The 21,263-nt window shown below is 63.0% G+C and carries 16 protein-coding genes; 12 read left to right on the top strand and 4 right to left on the bottom strand.

Annotated elements, in window-relative coordinates; translation table 11 throughout:
• Window positions 1-50: 50 nt before the first annotated feature.
• The 11 genes from AC1Q9F_RS01745 to AC1Q9F_RS01695 all read left to right on the top strand — a co-directional run bounded on the left by AC1Q9F_RS01745 (window position 51) and on the right by AC1Q9F_RS01695 (window position 14,636).
• Entirely contained in the window at window positions 51-1,031 is a 981-nt protein-coding gene (locus tag AC1Q9F_RS01745) for an AAA family ATPase (protein WP_492619174.1), read from the top strand.
• 8 nt (window positions 1,032-1,039) lie between these two features.
• The gene (locus tag AC1Q9F_RS01740; RefSeq protein WP_492619175.1) at window positions 1,040-1,978 is read left to right on the top strand and encodes a DUF58 domain-containing protein; all 939 of its coding nucleotides are present in this window, start codon (window positions 1,040-1,042) and stop codon (window positions 1,976-1,978) included.
• A complete protein-coding gene (locus AC1Q9F_RS01735; RefSeq protein ID WP_207986102.1) occupies window positions 1,975-2,562 on the top strand; it encodes a DUF4381 domain-containing protein in 588 nt (195 codons plus the stop codon). Before AC1Q9F_RS01740 ends, AC1Q9F_RS01735 begins: the two co-directional genes overlap by 4 nt.
• Complete coding sequence (locus AC1Q9F_RS01730) at window positions 2,549-3,541, top strand: vWA domain-containing protein (RefSeq protein WP_492619176.1); 993 nt, start codon at window positions 2,549-2,551, stop codon at window positions 3,539-3,541. Before AC1Q9F_RS01735 ends, AC1Q9F_RS01730 begins: the two co-directional genes overlap by 14 nt.
• Before the next feature lies 1 nt (window position 3,542).
• Window positions 3,543-5,123: a VWA domain-containing protein gene (locus AC1Q9F_RS01725; RefSeq protein ID WP_492619177.1), complete on the top strand. Its 1,581-nt coding sequence runs from the start codon at window positions 3,543-3,545 to the stop codon at window positions 5,121-5,123.
• A complete protein-coding gene (locus AC1Q9F_RS01720; protein WP_492619178.1) occupies window positions 5,120-6,538 on the top strand; it encodes a BatD family protein in 1,419 nt (472 codons plus the stop codon). The genes AC1Q9F_RS01725 and AC1Q9F_RS01720 overlap by 4 nt, the downstream gene beginning before the upstream one ends.
• Window positions 6,535-7,557, top strand: a complete 1,023-nt coding sequence (locus AC1Q9F_RS01715; RefSeq protein ID WP_492619179.1) for an HAD family hydrolase — start codon at window positions 6,535-6,537, stop codon at window positions 7,555-7,557. Before AC1Q9F_RS01720 ends, AC1Q9F_RS01715 begins: the two co-directional genes overlap by 4 nt.
• Window positions 7,558-7,609: 52 nt before the next feature.
• Window positions 7,610-9,184, top strand: coding sequence for an arylsulfatase (locus AC1Q9F_RS01710; protein WP_273898604.1), 1,575 nt, complete (start codon window positions 7,610-7,612; stop codon window positions 9,182-9,184).
• Window positions 9,185-9,393: 209 nt separating this feature from the next.
• Window positions 9,394-11,898 carry a spermidine synthase gene (locus tag AC1Q9F_RS01705; protein ID WP_492619180.1) on the top strand — a complete coding sequence of 835 codons (2,505 nt, stop codon included), beginning with the start codon at window positions 9,394-9,396 and terminating at the stop codon, window positions 11,896-11,898.
• Between the two features lie 99 nt (window positions 11,899-11,997).
• On the top strand, window positions 11,998-13,644 hold the full coding sequence (locus AC1Q9F_RS01700) for a J domain-containing protein (protein WP_207986095.1): 1,647 nt from the start codon (window positions 11,998-12,000) through the stop codon (window positions 13,642-13,644).
• 8 nt (window positions 13,645-13,652) lie between these two features.
• The gene (locus tag AC1Q9F_RS01695) at window positions 13,653-14,636 is read left to right on the top strand and encodes a DUF3829 domain-containing protein (RefSeq protein WP_492619181.1); all 984 of its coding nucleotides are present in this window, start codon (window positions 13,653-13,655) and stop codon (window positions 14,634-14,636) included.
• A gap of 46 nt (window positions 14,637-14,682) precedes the next feature.
• Here AC1Q9F_RS01695 and AC1Q9F_RS01690 read toward each other — a convergent pair whose 3' ends face one another.
• A complete protein-coding gene (locus tag AC1Q9F_RS01690) occupies window positions 14,683-15,354 on the bottom strand; it encodes a DUF3313 domain-containing protein (protein ID WP_085604143.1) in 672 nt (223 codons plus the stop codon).
• Window positions 15,355-15,555: 201 nt separating this feature from the next.
• On the opposite strand from AC1Q9F_RS01690, the gene AC1Q9F_RS01685 reads away from it, so the two are divergent.
• Window positions 15,556-17,913, top strand: coding sequence for a tetratricopeptide repeat protein (locus tag AC1Q9F_RS01685; protein WP_492619182.1), 2,358 nt, complete (start codon window positions 15,556-15,558; stop codon window positions 17,911-17,913).
• Between the two features lie 42 nt (window positions 17,914-17,955).
• Here the strand turns inward: AC1Q9F_RS01685 and AC1Q9F_RS01680 are convergent, their stop codons facing one another.
• From AC1Q9F_RS01680 to AC1Q9F_RS01670, 3 genes are all read right to left on the bottom strand, one after another.
• Window positions 17,956-18,930, bottom strand: coding sequence for a hypothetical protein (locus AC1Q9F_RS01680; RefSeq protein ID WP_064381826.1), 975 nt, complete (start codon window positions 18,928-18,930; stop codon window positions 17,956-17,958).
• A gap of 129 nt (window positions 18,931-19,059) precedes the next feature.
• Window positions 19,060-19,539, bottom strand: a complete 480-nt coding sequence (locus tag AC1Q9F_RS01675) for a DUF934 domain-containing protein (protein ID WP_492619183.1) — start codon at window positions 19,537-19,539, stop codon at window positions 19,060-19,062.
• The gene (locus AC1Q9F_RS01670; RefSeq protein WP_492619184.1) at window positions 19,536-21,209 is read right to left on the bottom strand and encodes a nitrite/sulfite reductase; all 1,674 of its coding nucleotides are present in this window, start codon (window positions 21,207-21,209) and stop codon (window positions 19,536-19,538) included. Before AC1Q9F_RS01670 ends, AC1Q9F_RS01675 begins: the two co-directional genes overlap by 4 nt.
• Window positions 21,210-21,263 lie beyond the last annotated feature (54 nt).

The raw sequence follows: 21,263 nt of genomic DNA, 5'->3' as shown, positions 1-21,263 counted from the left end.
ATTCTTTATAGCCGGCCATTCGATCCTCACGTGTCGAGAAGGGAAGCTACATGACTGCACTGACCGACCTCAGCGCCCTGCAAGCCAGCATCGCCGAAGCGGTGCTCGGCCAGGATCAGGTGATCCGGCAGATCCTGCTTGGCCTGCTGGCCAACGGGCACCTGCTGCTGGAAAGCCTGCCGGGGCTGGCCAAGACCCGCACGGTCAAGGCGCTGGCCAAACACCTGGACGCGAAGATGAGCCGCATCCAGTTCACCCCCGACCTGCTGCCCTCGGACATCACCGGTGCCGAGGTGCTGCATCAGGTCGAGGGCAAGAACGAAATCCGCTTCCAGCCCGGCCCGCTGTTCGGCAACCTGATCCTCGCCGACGAGATCAACCGTGCGCCGGCCAAGGTGCAGGCGGCACTGCTCGAAGCCATGGAAGAACGGCAGATCACCGTGGCCGGCAACAGCCATGCGCTGCCGGAGCTGTTCATTGTGGTCGCCACTCAGAACCCGATCGAGCAGGAAGGCACCTACCCGCTGCCCGAAGCGCAGATGGACCGGTTCCTGATGAAAGTCCTGCTGGATTACCCCAGCGCCGACAACGAAAGCCAGGTGCTGCGACTGTTGCGCGCCGAGGAGTTTGCCCAGGGCGCCAACACCGCGCCGACCAAGGGTTTCGAGCTGGCGCAGGACGTGATCTTTGCCGCGCGCAAGGAAGTCAGTGCGGTGCACGTTTCCCCCGCCATCGACCGCTATCTGATCGACCTGATCAACGCCACCCGACATCCGGCGGATTACGACGAAGATCTCGCCCGCTGGATCGCCATCGGCGCCAGCCCGCGCGGTGGCATTGGCCTGGATCGCTGCGCCCGCGCCGATGCGTGGTTGCAGGGCCAGGATTTCGTTTCGCCGGACAACGTGCGCGCCGTGGTGCACCCGGTGCTGCGCCATCGCCTGCAACTGAGCTACGACGCGGTGGCCGATGGCGTCAGCGCCGATCAGGTGCTGGACCGGATCCTCGACAAAGTGGCCATTCCGGCCTGAGGTCAGAGATGGAAAGCACCGACGGGCTGGTCTATGTCTCTCTCGCGCAATTGATGGCGCTGGAGTTCAAGGCCCGCGACCTGAGTTTTCTCGCCCGCCAGCCCCAGGGCAGCATCCTCGCTGGTAACCATGCCTCGCGCCTGCGTGGCCGGGGTTTGAACTTCGATGAGTTGCGCCGTTATCAGCCGGGTGACGACCTGCGTCACCTCGACTGGCGCGCCTCGCTGCGCACCGGCAAACCGGTGGTGCGCACCTTTACCGAGGAGCGCGACCGCCCGGCGTTGATCGTGGTCGACCAGCGCATGTCGATGTTCTTCGGCTCGAAACGCAGCTTCAAATCCGCCGTCGCCGCCGAACTCGGCGCACTGGCGGCATGGATGGTGTTCCATGCCGGCGACCGGGTCGGCGGGCTGGTGTTCAACGATCAACGCATCGACAGCATCGCGCCGTTGCGCAGCCGCAAACGGGTCGAGGCACTGCTGAGTCGCATCGCCCAGCAGAATCAGGCGCTGAACGCCGGCAACCCGGACGCCGAAGACGAGGATCAACTGGACAAGGCCTTGCAGCGTTGCCTCGCGGTGGCCGGGCACGACCACCTGATCTGCATCGTCAGTGATTTCGCCGGGGCCGGCGAGCGCACCTTGCAGTTGATGCGGCAACTGGCGGCGCACAACGACGTGATCGCCCTGCAAGTCTATGACCCGATGGCGATGAAGCTGCCGAGCGACGGCCGGCTGTTGGTGACCCAGGGCCAGTTGCAGGTAGAGCTGGCGGTCGAGAAACGCAGCGTGCATCAGCCGTTGGGGGATTTCCTCGGTGGCCGGCTCAAGGACGTCGCCACCCTGCTGCGCCGCAGTCAGGTGCCACTGATGATGTTCAGCACCGCCGAAGAAGCGCATCAGCAATTACGCGCCGAACTCGGTAAATCCACCGGTCCGAGTCGATGAATCCGAACGTTCCGGACATCGGACAGCTCAAGGAGCTGGGCCTGCCTGCGCCGGTGAGCTACGCACCGCAGACCTGGGGCTGGTGGGTGTTGCTGGCGGTATTGGTGCTGGCGGCGGTGCTGATCGGTGTGCGGCGCTATCGGCAATGGCGACGGGATGCTTATCGGCGCGAAGGCCTGGCGCGTCTGGCGCAGTTGCGCAGCCGCAGTAATGACTTGAATGCCTTGCGCGAATTGCCGGAACTACTCAAGCGTGTGGCGCTTTCGATGCAGAGCTGCAATCCGCCTCCTGTGGGAGCGAGCTTGCTCGCGAAGGCGTCAGGCCAGTCAATGAATGTTTTGGATGGAATGCCCTCATCGCGAGCAAGCTCGCTCCCACAAGGGGTTGCGGCGCTGGAGGGACTGGATTGGCAAGCCTTCTTGCAGCGGCACTGCAAAAAGCCGCTGCCGGCGGATTTGAGCGAGCAACTGGCGCAACTCGCCTACGCCCCGGACGACGCGTTGCGCGCACTGCCCGCGCCGCAGCGCCTGGCGTTGTTCGATACCTGCCAGCACTGGGTGGAGCGCCATCATGTGGCAGCTTGACTACCCGTGGCTGTTGCTCCTGCTGCCGCTGCCCTGGCTGGCCTTCCGTTACCTGCCCGCCTACCAGGAAGCGCGCAGCGCCGTTCGGGTGCCGTTCTTCAGCGCCATGAGCCGCGCCGTCGGCGAAACACCGGCCAGTACCGGCACCCGCAGCAATCTTTGGCAGCTCTGGCTGAATGTGTTGGTGTGGACCCTGTTGCTGGTCGCCGCTGCCCGCCCGGTGTTCGTCGAAAAACCCATCGAGCGCCAGCAACCGGTGCGCGACCTGATGCTCGCCATCGACCTTTCGCAGTCGATGGAAACCGAGGATTTCACCAACGCCGCCGGCCAGAAAATCAATCGCCTGGCCGCCGTGAAAGAGGTCGTGCAAGGCTTCATCGACAAGCGCAAGGACGATCGCCTCGGCCTGATCGTGTTCGGCAGCGGTGCCTATCCGCAGGCGCCACTGACCCTCGATCACGCCAGCCTGTCCCTGTTGCTGGAGGACACCAGCATCGGCATGGCCGGTCCGAACACCGCGATTGGCGATGCGATCGGCCTGAGCCTGAAGCTGCTGGACAAGGCCCATGAACAGGAAAAAGTCCTGATCCTGCTCACCGACGGCAACGACACCAGCAGCGCCATCACCCCCGGCCATGCCGCCGAGATGGCCGCCGCCAAAGGCGTGGTGATTCATACCATCGGCATCGGCGACCCCACTGCTTCCGGTGAGGCCAAGGTCAATCTGCAAAGCCTGCAACAGATCGCCCAGGCCACCGGCGGCCAGTTCTTCCGCGCCGAAGACCGCACCGCGCTGGATCAGGTCTACAGCACCCTCGACCGGCTCACGCCCCATCAAGTCAAAACCCTCAGCCATCAACCCCAGCGCGAATTGTTTTACTGGCCGCTGGGCGCGGCGCTGGTGTTGCTGACCCTGTATCACCTCGGCGCGCTGCTGCGCCCAAGGCTGGCAGTTGCACGTCAGCGGCAGGAGGCCTGAGATGGAAATCAATCTCGGCGACTTCCACTTCCTGCGTCCACTGTGGTTGCTGCTCGCACTGTTCGCGGCGCTGCTGCCGTTGATCTGGCGGCGCAGTCGCGACTTGCAGCGGCGCCTGCGCGGCAACATCGCCGAGCATCTGCTGCCGCACCTGCTGGTCACCCCGCAGGATCACCAGCGTCTGCGCCCGGTGCATTTGCTGTGTGCGTTGCTGATGCTGGGCGCCGTGGCGGCAGCCGGGCCGACCTGGGAGCAGGATCGGCCGGACTTTCTGGAGAATCGCGCGCCACTGATCGTGGCCGTCGACCTGTCGCCGTCGATGGATGCCAGCGACGTACCGCCCACTCGGCTTGAAGCCGCCAAACACACCCTGCACGACCTGATCCAGCGCCGCGCCGGTGCGCGCACCGCGTTGATCGCCTACGGCGGCAGCGCGCATCTGGTGCTGCCGGCGACCGATGACCCGGCGTTGCTCGACAGTTTCATTCAGGCCCTGGGCACCGGGCTGATCGACAAACCGGGCAAGAATGTCGGTGCGGTGATCGATCAAGCCAAACGTCTGCTGGAGGCCGAGAAAACTCCGGGCAGCCTGCTGCTGATCACTGACGGCGCCGACACCGCGCAGCTCGATGGACTGGGCAAACAGTTGCAGGGCACCGGGTTGCAAGTGCTGGTGCTCGCGGTGGGCAATCAGGACGGCGGGTTGATTCAGGATGCGAGCGGCCAGCCGCGCACCGACAGCAACGGTCGCCCGGTACTGGGCAGCTTCGACCCGGCGGCGATCAAGCAACTGGCCTCGGCACTCGATGCGCCGCTGGGCAGCCTGACGCTGACGAACGACGATCTGGACTGGGTCGAATTGCACGCGCAACAACACTTTCAGAGCGCCAGCGCCGAGCAGCAGGAATTGCACTGGAAAGACGCCGGTTACTGGCTGTGCTGGCCGCTATTGCTGTTGGCGTTGTTCACTGTGCGCAGGGGCTGGAGCGTGAACTGGATGCCGGCACTGGCCGTGGCCGTGGGCCTCGGCTGGCCGTCAGCACCGGCGCAGGCCAATGCCCTGACCGACGCGTTCTTCACCCGCGACCAGCAAGGGCGCTGGGCCTTCGAGCATGAGCACTTCCCGCAAGCGGCGGCGCTGTTTGTCGATCCGTACTGGAAAGGCGTCGCGGCCTATCACGCCGCCGACTTCGATCTGGCGCTGGCGACCTTCGCCCGGCTCGACACCCCACAAGCGTATTTCTATCTGGGCAACATTTACGTGCGCCGCTTCAAGTTCGATCAGGCCATCGCGGCCTATCAGCAGGCGTTGAAGCTGCAACCACAATTCCCCGAAGCCACGGCCAACCTGGCGCTGGCCATCGCCCTGCAAAAAGACACTGAAAGCGCCGAACAGAACGCCCCCGAAACCAAACCGGACGAGGTCAAGTTCGACAAGACACCGGGCAAGGGCCAGAGCAAAGCCGTGACCACCGAACAGGCGACGTCGGATGCGCTGTGGCTGCAGAACCTCACCACCTCACCGGCGAAATTCCTCCGGCAGAAATTCAGCCTGCAGGATCAGGCGGAGGCCCGGCCATGAACCGCGTCGCGCCCATCGCGAGCAAGCTCGCTCCCACAGAGGTTCTGCAGCTTCGCAAATTTCATTGTGGGAGCGAGCTTGCTCGCGAAGAGGCCAGCCCGCTCATCACAACTTTCATTGCATTGATCGCCAGTTGCCTGCTCGCAACAAATGCCTTTGCAGCTGAACCCCAACTCAAAGTCCAGGCCCACCTGCAACCCGCCGACGGCATCAAGGTCGGCGGTCTGGTGGAGCTGCAACTCGACGTGCTTACCGACACCTGGTTCACCAGCGCCGCCACCCTGCCCGAGCTGAAGCTCGATGGCGCGCTGGTGATGCCACCGGACGGTCAGGCCCAGCACCTGAACCAGACCATCGACGGCCAGGCCTTCAGCGGTCTGCGCTACAGCTACCTGATCACGCCCAATGCCGCACGGACCTTCGACATTCCGGCGCTGACCGTAAGCGCCACACCCGGCCAGGCCACCGCTGAAATCAGCGCCCGCAGCCAGCCGCTGCAATTCAGCGCCGCCCTGCCACCCGGTTTCAACTCCGGAGAAATCCCGTTGGTGGCCACCGGGCTGCGCTTCAGCCAAACCGTTACCCGGTCGGCCACGCCGCTGAAAGTCGGCGACAGCCTCACCCGCCAGTTGACCCTGCAAGCCGACGGCGCACTGGCCATGGCCCTGCCGATCCCTGCGCTGAGCGAAGTCAAAGGCCTGAGCCGCTATGTGAAGACGCCACAAGTCAGCAGCCTCGATGACGGGCGCGGCGATATTCTCGGCGGTCAGCGCATCGACAGCGTCAGCTATCGCGTCGACACCGCCGGGGCCTACAGCCTGCCGGCCATCGACGTGAAATGGTGGGATTCGCGCACGCAACAGATCCGCACCGCACAAGTCCCCGCAGTCACCTTCGAGGCCAGTGCCAACAGCGCCTACAAACCGGTGTTCTCGATCACCGAGGACCTGCGCCAGCTCGGCCAGAACCATCGCCTGCACCTCTCCACCCAGGGATTCATCTGGCTCGCCGTGCTGGTCGCACTGGGCGTGCTCGGTTATCTCGGCCGGCCTGCGCTCAGCCGTGCGCGCCGTCAATGGCAGCAGCGCCAGCTCGCGCGGCAGCAGGCCCGGCAGCAATCGGCCGACTTCGCGTGGCAACAGGTCGCCGGGCAACTGGCCGGGCAACCGCCGCAGCTGACGGCCCTGTACCTGTGGCTGCGGCGCTGTGGGCTGGGCCTGAAACTGACCCACGCCGGGCCGCGCCTGCAAGGACTGTTGCGCAGCCTTTACGGGCGCGATCCGGCCGCTGGGCAGGCACTGGGTCATCTGCGCCAATCGTTGTCTACGCTTCACAGTCAGGCCGAACAGCAGCAGGCCCGCCCGGCCCCGGCCCTGCGCCCGCTCAACCCCGTTCACGAGAAGGATTTCCCATGACGAACCCGATGCTGCACCGCCAACGTTTCGGTCTGGCCCTGTTGTTCGGCCTCGCATTGCCGCTGCTGGCGCAGGCCAGCGAGCCGCTGCCGTCGTGGAACGACAGCCCGGCGAAAAAGCACATCATCGAGTTCGTCGAGGCGGTCACCGATCAGTCCGGCAAGGACTTCGTCAAACCCGCCGAACGCATCGCCGTGTTCGACAACGACGGCACGTTGTGGAGCGAGCAGCCGGCGTATTTCGAGCTGCTGTTCGCCTTCGACGAGGTCAAGCGCAACGCCGCGCAGCACCCGGAATGGAAGACCACGCAACCGTTCAAAGCGGTGATCGAAAACGACCACAAGGCGCTGGCCGCCGCCGGCATGGACGGCATCCTGAAGATCTTCGCCGCCACCCACACCGGCATGACCACCGACGCGTTCGATGACTATGCCAAGACCTGGCTGACCCAGGCCCGCCATCCGAAAACCGGCAAGCCGTACACCGAAATGATCTTCCAGCCGATGCTGGAAATGCTCGACTACCTGCGCAGCCAGGACTTCAAGACCTACATCGTTTCCGGCGGCGACACCGGCTTCATGCGCGCCTTCGCCGAGAAGGTCTATGGCATCCCGCCGGAACAGGTGATCGGCACCACCTTCGTGACCGCGTTCGAATACAAGGACGGCAAAGCCTCGATCGTGCGCACCGCCAAATTGGCGCACAACGACGATGGCCCGGGCAAACCGGTGAGCATCGATTCGGCGATCGGTCGTCGGCCGATCCTCGCCTTCGGCAACTCCGACGGCGACCTGCAGATGCTGCAGTGGACCGCCGCCGGTCCCGGAAAACGCTTCATGGGCCTGGTGCATCACACCGACGCCAAGCGCGAATGGGCCTATGACCGCCAATCCGATATCGGGCGCCTGGACAAGGCCCTCGACGAAGCGAACTCCCGAGGCTGGACCGTGGTGGACATGGCGAGCGACTGGCGCCGGATCTATCCGTTCGATCCGCCCGTACCCGAGCAAGTGAAGTAACAGGAAATACGTTTGTCGTGCACCCCACCCCCGCGCTAAAGGAGCAAGTCATATGACTCGCATACGCAAGTGGATACCCAGGCTCGCCCTGGTGGCGACTTCAGTCATGGCCCTGTCGGCAACTGCCTCAGCGGCCGATAAACCCAACATTCTGGTGATCTTCGGCGACGATATCGGCCAGACCAACATCAGTGCCTACTCGATGGGCGTGGTCGGCTACAAGACGCCGAACATCGACCGGATCGCCAAGGAAGGCATGATGTTCACCGACTACTATGCGGAGAACAGTTGCACCGCTGGGCGTTCCACCTTCATCACCGGCCAGACAGCGCTGCGCACCGGCCTGTCCAAGGTCGGGATGCCGGGCGTACCGGTCGGCTTGCAGGCCCGTGACGTCACCATCGCCCAGGCGCTGAAGGCCCACGGTTATGCAACCGGCCAGTTCGGCAAGAACCACCTCGGCGACAAAGACGAATACCTGCCCACCAACCATGGCTTCGACGAATTTTTCGGCAATCTCTATCACCTGAATGCTGAAGAAGAGCCGGAACGCCCTTACTGGCCCAAGGATGATGCCGAGTTCGTCAAGGCCGCGTCTCCCCGTGGCGTGATCCACAGTTTTGCCGACGGCAAGATCGAAGACACCGGCGCCTTGAACAAAAAGCGCATGGAAACCATCGACGATGAAACCACCGCCGCCGCGCAGGCGTTCATCGAGAAACAGGCCAAGGCCGACAAACCGTTCTTCGTCTGGATGAACACCACCCGCATGCACGCCTTCACGCATGTGCGTGAGTCCATGCAGGGCCAGAGCGGCATGCCCGGCAACGAGTATGCAGACGGCATGCTCGAACACGACGGCGACGTGGGCAAACTGCTCAAAACCCTCGATGACCTGAAGATCACCGACAACACGATCGTGGTCTACACCACCGACAACGGCCCGAACCAATGGTCCTGGCCGGATGCAGCCACCACGCCGTTCCGCAACGAGAAAAACTCCAACTGGGAAGGTGCCTATCGGGTGCCGGCAATGATTCGTTGGCCGGGCAAGGTCAAGGCCGGTGAAGTCTCGACGCAGATGTTCTCCGGTCTGGACTGGTTCCCGACCTTGCTCGCGGCCGTGGGCGATCTCGACATCAAGGATCGTCTGCTCAAGGGCGCGGACGTCGGCGGGAAGAACTTCAAGGTGCATCTGGACGGTTTCAACCAGCTGGACTACCTGACCGGCAAGACCGACAAGAGCGCGCGTAACGAGTTCTACTACTTCAACGATGACGGTGAACTGGTGAGCATGCGTTACAACGACTGGAAGTTCGTGTTCTGCGAACAGCGTGCACCGGGCGGCTTCAAGGTCTGGAGCGAACCGTTCACGTGCCTGCGCGTACCGAAGATTTTCAATCTGCGCATGGACCCGTACGAACGCGCCGACGTGGTCTCCGACCAATACTTCGACTGGCTGGCGAAAAACGACTACCTGATCTTCCAGGGTATAAGCCGGTCCGCCAAGTTCCTGCAGACCTTCGTCGATTACCCGCCAAGCCAACGTCCGGCGAGCTTCAGCATCGACCAGGTTCGCGAGGAAGTGGACAAGAAAATTGCCGAGAAAATGAAAGCAGCCAAGTAAACCTGCGTGACCGCCGCTCGCCGTCATTGGCGAGCGGCACTGTTTTCGGCTTGTGACCGAGGTGGCCCAATCGCTGGCAAGCCAGCTCCCACAGGGTTTTCAGTCGTACACAACATTAGTGTTCACAAGAGATTCCTGTGGGAGCGAGCTTGCCCGCGATGACACCCGCACAGTCGCAGCCATTCTTGAACCGGAACAAGGCCAACTGCATGTCCTCACGTGTCGCCAGCAAATCCCCGGCCCACCCCGTCCCGCACACCGCCACCGCGGCGCTGCTGATCCCCGCCCTGCTCTTGTGCATCTCCGGTGCTGCGGCGCTGGTTTACCAAGTGCTGTGGATCAAGCAGCTGTCGCTGGTGGTCGGGGTCGAGGTCTATGCGATCACCACCGGGATCAGCGCCTTCTTCGCCGGGCTCGCACTCGGTGGCTGGTGGTTCGGGCGCTGGGCGGATCGGCTGAAGCAGCCGGTGTTGCTGTATGCCGGGCTGGAGGTGCTGGTGGCGGTGCTGGGCGTCGGCGCGACCTTTGCCATGAGCGTGGCGGCCAGCCCGTTTGCCTGGTTACAGAATCATGTCGGACTGCTCGCGTGGCTGTTGCCGTTCCTTCTGGTGGGCGCTCCGGCGGTGTTGATGGGCGGCACGTTGCCGGTGCTGGTGCGTTCGCTGGCGGCCAGTCCGGGCAAGGCCGGCGGTCAGTTGTACGCAGCAAACACCCTGGGCGCGATTGCCGGCACCCTGCTCGCGGCGTTCCTGCTGATCGCTATCCTCGGCGTGCGCGGCAGTGCGCTGGCCGCCGCGATGCTCAACCTGCTGGCCGCCGCCGGAGCGCTGGGCTGGCAGCGCCTGCGTCCGATGCCGGTCGAAGCGCCGGTCAAACATCACATCGAAAAAGCGCCGGATCGCACCGCCCTGTGGCTGTATTCCATCGCCGGCGGCGTGGCCCTCGGCTACGAAGTGGTGTGGTCGCAGTCGATCGTGCAATTCATGAGTACCCGCACCTACGCTTTCGCCGTGGTGCTGGCGACGTATCTGGCCGGGCTGTTTCTGGGCAGCGCCCTGCTCGCCCGCCGGGTTGAACGGATTCGTGATCCGTGGGGCGTGTTCGGCCTGTTGATCGCTGGCGCAGGATTGATTGCCCTGCTGGAAATCGCCGTGCTCGGCCGCTGGCTGGTGATCGCCCAGAGCCAGGCGGAAATCTGGCTGCTGACCCAGGGCGCCAGTGAACTGGCCGGCATGAGCGCGCGTTTCGCCGTGGCGGCGCTGGCCATCGTGTTTGTCCCGACTCTGCTGCTGGGCGCGGCCTTTCCGCTGGCCCTGCGCTTGAGCGTCGGGCAGGAGCGCATCGGTCGCGATGTCGGCGCGGTGGTGGCGTTCAACACACTGGGCGGGATTGTCGGGGTGATGCTCTGCGGTTTCGTGCTGATCCCGCTGCTGGGGCTGGTGCGCACGCTGGGCCTGCTGGCGATCATCGCCGCCGGCATCGGCTGGTTCGCCGTGCGCAAGGGTCATGGCGTGAAGAAGGGTCGGCGTCAGGCCGTGGTCGCGCTGGGGTTGTTGTCGGTTGCACTGGCGGTGCTGACGCCCGTGAACAAACTCGCCAGCCTGCTGCCCGGCGCGCGCAACGGCACGCTGGCGTTCTACGAGGAAGGACGCGGCGGCACGGTGGCGGTGGTCAGCCAGGGCACAGGCCGCAATGCCTTCCAGCGTTTGTACATTCAAGGCGTGTCGAACACCGGCGATGCCATGCCGTCGCTGCGCTACATGCGCATTCAGGCGCTGCTGCCGCTGTTGATCCACAACGGCGAACCGCGTTCGGCGCTGGTGATCGGTTTCGGCACCGGCATCACCGCCGGCGCGCTGCTGCGTTATCCGGGGCTGGAACACCGGGTGGTTGCCGAGCTGCTGCCGGCGGTGGTCAAGGCGGCGCCGCTGTTCAAGGGCAACTTCAACGCCGCCAGTGACCCCGGCGTCGATGTGCGCCTGCGCGACGGCCGTCAGGAACTGCTGCGCAGTCCGCAGACTTACGACCTGATCACCCTCGAACCACCGCCGCCCTCCGCCGCCGGCGTGGTCAATCTGTATTCCCGCGACTTCTACCAACTGGCCGCCAGCCGCCTGGAAAAACAGGGTCTGGTCGCACAATGGCTGCCGCTGCCGACCCAGAACATCGACGACTCGCGCTCGCTGGTGCGCAGCTTCCTCGACGTGTTCCCGTACGCGACGCTGTGGACCAGCGAGTTCCACGAAATGCTGCTGGTGGGTTCACTGACGCCCATCGAACTGGACGCCGGAAAAATCACCCAGCGCCTGCAACAGGACAGCGTACGCGGCGCCTTGCAGGACGTCGGCATCGGCTCGGCGGCAGCGCTGCTGTCGACCTGGGTCACCGACCGCGCCGGGCTGGAACGCTTTGCCGCCGACGCACCGGCAGTGACCGACGACCAGCCGCGCATCGAGTACGCGCCGTGGGTTCGCACCAAGGAAATCACCCGCGTGCTGCCGGCCCTGCTGGACCTGTACGTCACGCCGCCGCTGGTCAACGCCGACGCCGGGTTCGACGAGCGCATGCAAGCCCACCGCCAGCGTCTGATGCAGTTCTACCGCGCCAGCCTGCATGCCTACGACGGTGACCGCGATGCCTGGGGACGGGATATCCGCGAAGTGATGCGTGGAGATGGCGGCAATCCGTATTTCCGCTGGTTCGTCGGCGACTGAGCGAGACACGAGGACTTTTCGACGCGAAACAGGTAGGGTGCGCAACATCAGAATGCCATCACTGGATCGCGTCGCGGTTTTTATGGAGTTGTCATCGCAATGAGTTGCTGGACCGTCCTTGGCCTGTCGGCCGACGCCGATGTGCGCACTATCAAACGCCAATATGCCGTCCTGCTCAAACAGACCCGCCCCGACGATGACCCCGAGGGTTTCCAGCGACTGCGCGATGCCTATGAGCAGGCGCTGGCGTACAAGGAATGGCAGCAGTATCACGAGCAGAATCAGGACGAAGAGCAGGAACAGGAGATCGAAGAATCCTGGGATCTGAGCGGCCTGACCGTGGTCGAGGTCGATGCCCTGCAACTGGCGACCCGTTCGCTGGACGGGCTCAGTGTTGAAGAGCTGAAACGTCGTCATACCGTCGCCCTCGAACAAGGCTGCGCGCACATCTTCGAGGACACGCTGCTGCATCACTGCATCGAGCACCCGGAGTCCTCCGACACGCTGGTGGACTGGGCGGTGCCGACCTTTTTCTGGTTCAGCGCCTGGCAACGCCTGGAGCTGGATGAAGAATCGATCGAGCTGTTGCTGGCACGGCAGCGCACGCGTATCACGCAACCAATGCGAGATGCCCTCGAACAGGAAGACGTTGAAGGATTCCTCCAGGCGTATGCCCGTTGTGCACAATTCAAATGGCTGACAATCGAACGACATCAGAAATGGTTCGACCATACCCTGAGCCATTTGCTGCTGGATGCGCCGGTCTGGTATCCCGAGGTTTTCGAACGGGTGCGCGCCAATCAAGGCTGGCACGGCAGCACGGGCAATCCCTGCCCTGACGGTGAATGGCAACGCCTGCTGGCTCGAAAAAATGCGCCGCTTTACCTGGCGCGCCAGCAACAGCTCGCTCTGGAACCGCCCGCCACCCCCGAACACCGCGCCGCCCGCCTGCTGTTGGGCATCGGCTCGTTCAGTGCCCGCCGCGCACTGGCCCGACGCCTGAGCGAAGAAGACTGGGCGCAGTGCCGCAAGTTGAGTTCGGAGCTGTACGCCAATCACCCAAATGTCTGCGCGCAGATGCCCGGCGGCACGGCATTTTTCTGGCAAAGCTGGGAACTGAGCTTCAATGACTGGCCGACGTATGTGGGCGTGGTGCTGGCCTGCCTGATCGGTGCGTTCACCCATTACATTCCTCTGGGCGTGCGCTTCAGCGGATTGATCAACATTGTCATGCTCACAACGGTGGCGTTCGGGGTGGTCGTGGCCGGACTGAATTGGCTGGTGCACGACTTTGCCCATCGCGCGTGGTGGCTGGACGACTGGCTCAGCGCAAGCCTGTGCCCGGCTTTCCTCAAGGATTCGCCACCGTTCGGGGTGCTGCGCGACCTTGTCCCCTGTGCGCTGATGGTCGCCGGACTCAGTTGGTTTCTCGGTCCGATTGCCGGCGCCGTGTACGCTGGGACTTTGGCGATTTTCGGCCTGATACGCCGACGCCAGGTCAAACCACACACCTCCTGGGAGAACACCCGCACGCCTGTGAAAGTCTGCATGTCGATACTTGGCATTGTGGCTCTGGCGATTGTGCTTGGCGTGTTCAACCAGATCGCCAGCCAGGGCACGGTCAATCGCAACCAAGGGTTGCAACCGTGGGCCGAACGCTTGTGCAGTCGCCTGCCAATCACCACGACCGAATGCAGCGCACCGGCCACCGTTGAACAGTGGTATAGCAAGGAGGAACGACCATGAACGCGAAAATGCTGTTTCCGTTCGGTCTGGTGATCGCACTCGTCGTGATGGGTCTGACGGGCGCGACCCGACCGTTGCTCCAGATCGACCTTTGGCTGGATGAGCTTGACGCGCCGATCACGGCGCAAGCCAATGCCCTGAGCCCGGTCATCAACTGCATCAACCGGGTCGATGTGCAATGGCGGGTGGCCTACGACCGTTACATGAACCCGCAGTCACCTCAGCCACGCACCCCGCAATGGTTCGTCAGCCTCAAGGCTTTCGACGACAGCGACGCGTTCAATGTGCGGGACATACAGCGGGATGCCTGCTTTCGAGGCATCACCCGAAAACTCGAGCTGCTGAACCATCAACCCGTTCTGGCACAAAAAGCCGATGAGTATGTCCGGACGCTGGAATATGTCACGACCGTGATACCGCCCTCTCGGTACGACAGAGAAGCGAGCTTCTTTTCCGCGTCGCAGCAACCGTCAAAGGAAGAAAGCGAAGCTATCAGGCGGGCATCGGAAGACTACAACCGCGCCTCGACGGCCCTTCGACAGGCGCTGCTGCCGCTGGACGCGGCACAACGCCCCGAACAGCTGAAACGGCTGGAAACACGACTGGGCAAGGACATCCATTGGTATCTGCTGGCCTACATGATCCAGGCGCGGGAAACCGTCGACGTGCTCGACCTGGCCATGAGAAACCGCACGCTCACCCCACAATTGCTCGCCGACACCACCGCGAAACTGCAACAGGCATGGGATCGTCGGGAGCCCTTTCTGAGATCGCCCCACACCGCTTTTCAGTCGAAGACCGATGCCGCCCAAGATTTGTGGCTGCACATCGGCGTACCCGGAACCGAATATCTCGAAGCGTTGAACACCCTGCACAAAGACTGGCAGAACCATGCAGAGCCGCAGCGCCTGAGCGATGACTTCCATGCCGTGACCCGCAGCTACGACGGCCTGCTCAGCCATTACAACCGCCGCGCCAGAGCCGAGTTCTGATGACAGCCTGCCGGATCGCCCGCCATGAGCGATCCGGCAGCCGGTCTTACTTGGCCTTGAGCTTGAGGTAGGACTGATGCAGATCCGCCGCCCAGCCATCGATCACGCTTTTCACGTCATCGGCCTTCATCACCTGCGAATCGTTTTCCAGCGGTTTGCCGGTGCCTTTGCGCACCACCTGCGCCGCCACCTTGTTGGTGCCGCCATCGAGGAACACCGCCTCGGTCGCCAGCGTAGTTTCCTGATCGCGAATGCCGCTGGCGGTGCTGACCGCTGCGGCGACCAGAGCAATCGGAATCACTTCATAGGCATGCAGGCCTTCGGTCTTGCTGCTCACGGCGGTGATGGCCGCGCGCACCACGATCACACCCGGCCCGGGACCTGAGGCCAGCGGCAGGGATTTGCCCAGCTCACGCTTGAGCGCCTGATCGTAGTAGCTGGTGATGCCGTTGAGGGTCTGCTGCGGAATCTTCACGGTGGGTTGCGGTTTGGGATAGAGCTGGGTCGGTTCGACGTAGACGCTGGTGAATTTGCTGATATCGATTTTCGGGTCAATCCAGCGCATCACTTCAGCCCCCGACGGGGATTTGGCCTCCCTCAGCTGGCTGTAGTCCTTGAGGAAGCCTGAGTACTCGTCGGGTGCGACGGTTTTGCTGGAGCAGCCCACCACGCCCAGCGTGGCAATGCACAGGGTGCTCATCATTACGGCTAGCTTCATGCTGTAACTCCTGTCGGAAGGCCGGATTTATTGCATTGGGGAGTTACAGGTATAGCTAAAACCGCGGAGTTTGCGATCACAAAACACAATATTCACACCACGCGGCTTGCGCTCATTTGACAGATGCAAGTCCGGCGGCAAAGCTGCATCAAGCTTGAACGCGCGCCAGACGGCAAATGCACCTGGACTACGGAAGTCGCAATGCCCAAGCATAAAAATAAAGCTGCACCGCTTCAGCCTGATGCTTCACCGACCTCGCTTTCACGTTACCTGTTTCCCGTTTCCATCGGTGTGCTGCTGGCCGCCGTGGCGGGGATCGGCTGGTTTCTGTTCAGCCCCGCGCCGGTGCCGGTCAAACCGATGCCCGTGAGCGCCCCGGTTGTGGCGCCGGCCAAACCTGCACCCACCGTGGCGGCGGCGCCTGCGAGCATGGTCGACGAGCAGCAATGCCAGGGCTGTCACAGCGAGCAGGTCAAGGACTGGCAAGGCTCCCATCACCAGTTGGCGATGCAACCGGCAAACGCTGAAACCATGCTCGGCGACTTCAACAACGTCGTTGTCAAAGCCGAAAACGAGACCACCCGATTCTCGCGCAAGGGCGATGATTTCTGGGTCAACACACCAGGCATCGACGGCAAGAACGCCGACTTCAAAGTCGCCTACACCTTCGGCATCGCCCCGCTGCAGCAATACCTGATCGAGGTCGGCGAAGGTCGGTTGCAGGCGCTCGGCGTGGCCTGGGATACCGAGAAGAACCGCTGGTTTCACCTCTACCCCGGCCAGGGCGTGAACTTCAAGAATCCGCTGCACTGGAGCAAGCCGAGCCAGAACGCCAATTTCATGTGCGTCGAGTGCCACACCACCGGCTACAAACGCAACTTCGATGCGGCCAGCAACACCTTCGCCAGCCAGTGGAACAGCCTCGGCGTCGGCTGCCAGGCCTGTCACGGCCCGGCGTCAAATCACCTGGAATGGACGGCGAAGAAAACCGACCTGATCCACGCCGGGTTCGCCGTCGATCTCAAGGACAAGAACGCCACCGTCGAAATCGAAACCTGCGCCCGCTGCCACGCCCGCCGCGCACCGCTGGGCGATGGCTACACCGTCGGCAATCGGCTGATGGACGATTACCTGCCCAGCGTTCTCACCCGCGAACTCTATGCGCTGGACGGCAAGATCAAGGACGAAGTGTTCGAACACGGCTCCTTCGCCCAAAGCAAAATGTTCGACAAGGGCGTGCGATGCAGCAACTGCCACAACCCTCACAGCACCGAGCTGAAAGCACCGGGCAACGCGGTGTGCCTGCAATGCCACAACACCGCCGGCAAGACCTCGGTCGAAGGCGTCGACGGCAAAGGGCTGCAAGCGAAGAACTACGACAGCGTCGAACACACCCGCCACACCCTGGGCCAGCCCGGTTCGCAATGCGTGGATTGTCACATGCCCGGCAAGTTCTACATGGGCAACGACTTCCGGCATGACCACAGTTTCAGCATCCCCAACCCGGAGCGCGCGCAAAAACTCGGTACGCCGGACGCCTGCCTGACATGTCATCAGGGCAAGGCCGGCGACAAAGTGACCGCGCAATTCGAATTGTGGAATGCCTCGACCACGCCTCAAGCGCCGCGTTACGACGAAAGCCTGTGGCTGATTCGCAACGGCCAACCGGGTGCTGCGCAAGCGTTGTATGAGCAGTTGCAGCGCAGCAATCTGCCGGCGATCCAGCGGGCGACGTTGCTGGCGGAATTGCCGCTTTATCCGAGTGAACAAGCCCTGACGCTGGCGACGACGGACCTGAAGAACCCGGCGCCACAGGTTCGCGAAAATGCCGTGCGGGCGGTCAGCGCGTTTCTGCCGCCGCCGGAGCGTTTGCCTCTGTTGACGCCGTTACTGGGCGATCCGGTGAAAGCGGTGAGAATCGCTGCGGCGCGGGATCTGCTGAGTGTGGCCCGCAATGGTTTGGGCCCGGCGCAGGCCAATTGGGAAGCGGCGATTGCCGAGTACGAAGCGGTGCAGAAAAGCCTGGCCGAACGCGCCGAGGCGAACCTGAATCTGGCGATGCTTTATCAGGCCAGTGGTCGCAGCTCGGAGGTTGAAGGCCTGTTGCGCACAGCCCTGAAACGCGACCCGGATTTCTACCCGGCGCTGGTGACGCTGGTGCAATGGCTGGAGGCCAACGGTCGCGGCCCCGAGGCGCAGCAACTGCTGGATGAAAACCTCAAGGCACATCCGGATGCCGCCCTGTTGCAGCACACCCGAGGCCTGTCGCTGATCCGCGCCGGCAAGCCGGCCGACGCCATGTCACCTCTGCGCAAGGCCGCGCAACTGGAACCGCAGAACGCGCAGTACGGTTATGTGCTGGCGGTGGCGCTGCACGAAAGTGGCAAGGTCGATGAGGCGTGCGCGCAGCTGGAGGCACTGCTCAAGCTCCAACCGGCGAACCGCAATGCGCGGTTGTCGCTGATTCAGTGGTACCTCGACAGCGGGCAGGAGCCGAAGGCGCAGGTGGTGTTGCAGGGGTGGAAGAAGCTGAATATGGGGGATCCGGCTTTGAAGTGAAAACAGGCGGGAGCAGCACTCTGCTGCTCCCGCCTGATTGCGTCACCAGCTCGAAGTCTCTCCGCTGCGCAACGCCATCTCCCGCCGGCTGTTCGCCCGCATCGCCTTGATCAGCGACACCGTGCCCACCAGCAAAATCGCCGCACCGAACAGAAAATCAATGTTGTACAGCTGGAAATCCTGCACCGGCCCCACCAGCACCGTGCGCACCACGCCGATTCCCACCAGTGTGGCAAGGAAGTCGATCCCCGGCTCATCGCGGTAGAACACCAGTAGCAACGGCAGGCACAGCACCAGTAGCATCAACAGCACCACAACCTTGAACGAGCCTTTGCGCTCGACGCTGAACGCGCATTCATGGGGGCCGTAGGCCTTGTAATCCTCGTCGCGGATCATTGAGTTTTTCTCGTTGATGTAGTCGGCGCGGTTGTACTTCTGGATAGGCGTGAAGGTGTTGGACATCTCCATCAGCGTGGTGATGTTCTTGAAACGCAGGTCGATGCGCTCGCTGCCCTTGAGGTAATACAGCACCGGTTTGTAGCCGTAGCGGTAGGTGTCGAAGGGAAATTCGGTGACCCGGCCCTGAACGCTGATCGGCCGCGATTCGAGTTCGGCGAAGGCACTCTTGTCGGTCGAGGCGAGGTTGCGGCTCAGGGGCAGGACTTTCACCTGTTCGAGGAAGATCGGCGTGACGCCAAACGACCACTGCAACGGTTCCAGGCGCAGACGCAGTTCGTTGCGGCCCAGGTCATAGCGGTTGAAGGTGCGTTCGGAGACCACCACCGCGCCGCTGAGCATGAACTCGCCGCGCAGGTTGTTGGTGATGCGCAGGGTCAGTTGATCCTTGCCCAGCAGCGCTGCTTCGGTGTTCGGCGGCGTGCCGCACCACGCGGTACTTTCGCCGACGCCACCGAGCTGACCACCGCGGTTTTCGTTGAACACATAGATGTAACCGGCCCACAGCGTCACCATCAGCAGCAACGCGGTGATGCCCAGAATTTTTTTGCCCGGACTCACTGATCAGACTCCCTTCTTCGTTCCGTCGTCCAGCCGAAAACCCGCTGGCGACGGGGACTCTACCAAAAGGCCACCATCGACCCAAGGAAAAATCCCCGATTCATCAGGGTTCTAAGGGTTTCCCCTGCATCACCTGCGCCGGAACAACGGCCGCGGCTCGATCACCGAGCGCCCGTACAACACGCTCATCCCGGCCAGGCCCTTGAGCGCGTCCTCGGCGGATTTGTCTTCGCGCACGGCGAAGCTGTCGAAACCGCACTGGCGCATGTGGCTGAGCTGGTCGCGCAGCACATCGCCGATGGCACGCAACTCGCCTTTCCAGCCGAAACGGCTGCGCAGCAGATAGGCCTGGCTGTAGGCGCGGCCGTCGCGAAAGCTCGGGAAGTCGAGGGCGATCAGTGGCAGCGAGGTCAGCCACGGCAACAGGCTTTCGACGCCGTCGTCCGGGCCGAGCCAGACCGCGTGGGTCGAGGGCGATTCGAGCCAGTGGGCCAGCGGCAGAATCAGCATTTCAGTGCTGTCAGCCGTTTCAGGCGAGCGAATCAAAGTCCACGGATCGTCGAGCACGAGCCGCGCCCCGCTCGCCTCCATCCTCAGCAGATTGTTCATACCGAGGCCTCCAGTGCTTTCGGGTAAACCCGCTCCTTGAACGGCTCCAGTCCGATGCGCGCCACGGTATCGACGAACAGTTCTTCGGCTTCGCGATAACGCACGAAGGTGCCGATGATCCGTTCGATCACCTGCGGCACTTCAGCAGCGCTGAACGACGGGCCGATGACTTTGCCCAGTGCGCTGTTCTTGCCCTGCGCGCCGCCGAGGGTGATCTGATACCACTCGCTGCCGTTCTTATCGACGCCGAGAATCCCGATGTTGCCGATGTGATGATGGCCGCAGGCGTTCATGCAGCCGGAGATGTTCAGGCTGATGTCACCCAGATCGTGCAGGTAATCGAGGTTGTCGAACCGTGCCTGAATCGCCTGGGCAATCGGGATCGATTTTGCATTGGCCAGCGCACAGAAATCACCGCCGGGGCAGGCAATGATGTCGGTCAGCAGGCCGACGTTGGCGGCGCCCAGCCCCTGCTCTTTCGCCTGCTGCCACAGCGCGAACAGATCGTATTTTGGAACGTCCGGCAGGACGATATTCTGCTCGTGGGCGATACGGATTTCGCCGAAACCGAAGCGCTCGGACCAGTCGGCCACGGCCTGCATCTGCGCATCGGTGACGTCCCCCGGCGGCGAGGCCAGGCCCGGTTTGGTCGACAGCACCACGCTGGTGTAGCCCGGAACCTTGTGCGGTTGCACGTTGCGCGCGACCCAACGGGCGAACGCCGGGTTGTCGGCCAGGTGCGTGCCGAAATCCAGATCGGTGCCTGCCAATGAGCGATAGCTCGGCGGCACAAAAGCACTGGCGACTCGCTGGTATTCATCCTCGGTCAGTTGCGCCGGGCCGTCCTTGAGATGTTGCCATTCCTCTTCGACTTCCTTGGCGAACGCTTCGATACCCAGCGCCTTGACCAGAATCTTGATCCGCGCCTTGTACTTGTTGTCCCGCCGGCCGTGACGGTTGTAGACCCGCAGCACCGCCTCGACGTAGGACAGCAAGTGCTGCCACGGCAGGCCATCGCGGATCTGCAGACCGAGAATCGGCGTGCGCCCCAGACCGCCGCCGACGATCACTCGCAGCAGCATCTGGCCGTCGCGACCGGGGTAAAGGTAGAGGCCGATGTCGTGCATCATGATCGCCGCACGATCCTGCTTCGCCGAGCAGATGGCGATCTTGAACTTGCGCGGCAGGAACAGGAATTCCGGGTTGATCGTCGACCATTGCCGCAGGATCTCCGCCAGTGGGCGCGGGTCGATCAACTCGTCCGCCGCGACTCCGGCGAAGGCTTCGGTGGTGATGTTGCGCACGCAGTTGCCCGAGGTCTGGATCGCATGCATGTTGACCTGCGCCAGACGTTCGAGAATGTCTGGCACCTCGTGCAGCTCGATCCAGTTGAACTGCATGTTTTGCCGGGTGGTGAAGTGGCCGTAACCACGGTCGTAATCCCGGGCGATGCTCGCCAGTGTGCGCATTTGCTCGGCGCTCAAGGTGCCGTAGGGAATCGCCACTCGCAGCATGTAAGCGTGCTTTTGCATGTACAGGCCGTTCTGCAGGCGCAGCGGCAGGAACTCTTCTTCGCTCAACTCCCCGGCCATGAAGCGCTCGACCTGATCGCGAAACTGCGCAACGCGCTCGAACACCAGCGCCCGGTCGTAATCGTCGTACTGATACATGCAACTGCCACCTCATCAAGAGTTTCCTGTGGGAGCGAGCAAGCTCGCTCCCAC

The organism is Pseudomonas sp. GW823-FHT04A03, assembly GCF_058796615.1.
The sequence above is the reverse complement of the archived record's forward strand: the minus strand, read 5'-3'. Positions and strand labels throughout refer to the sequence as shown.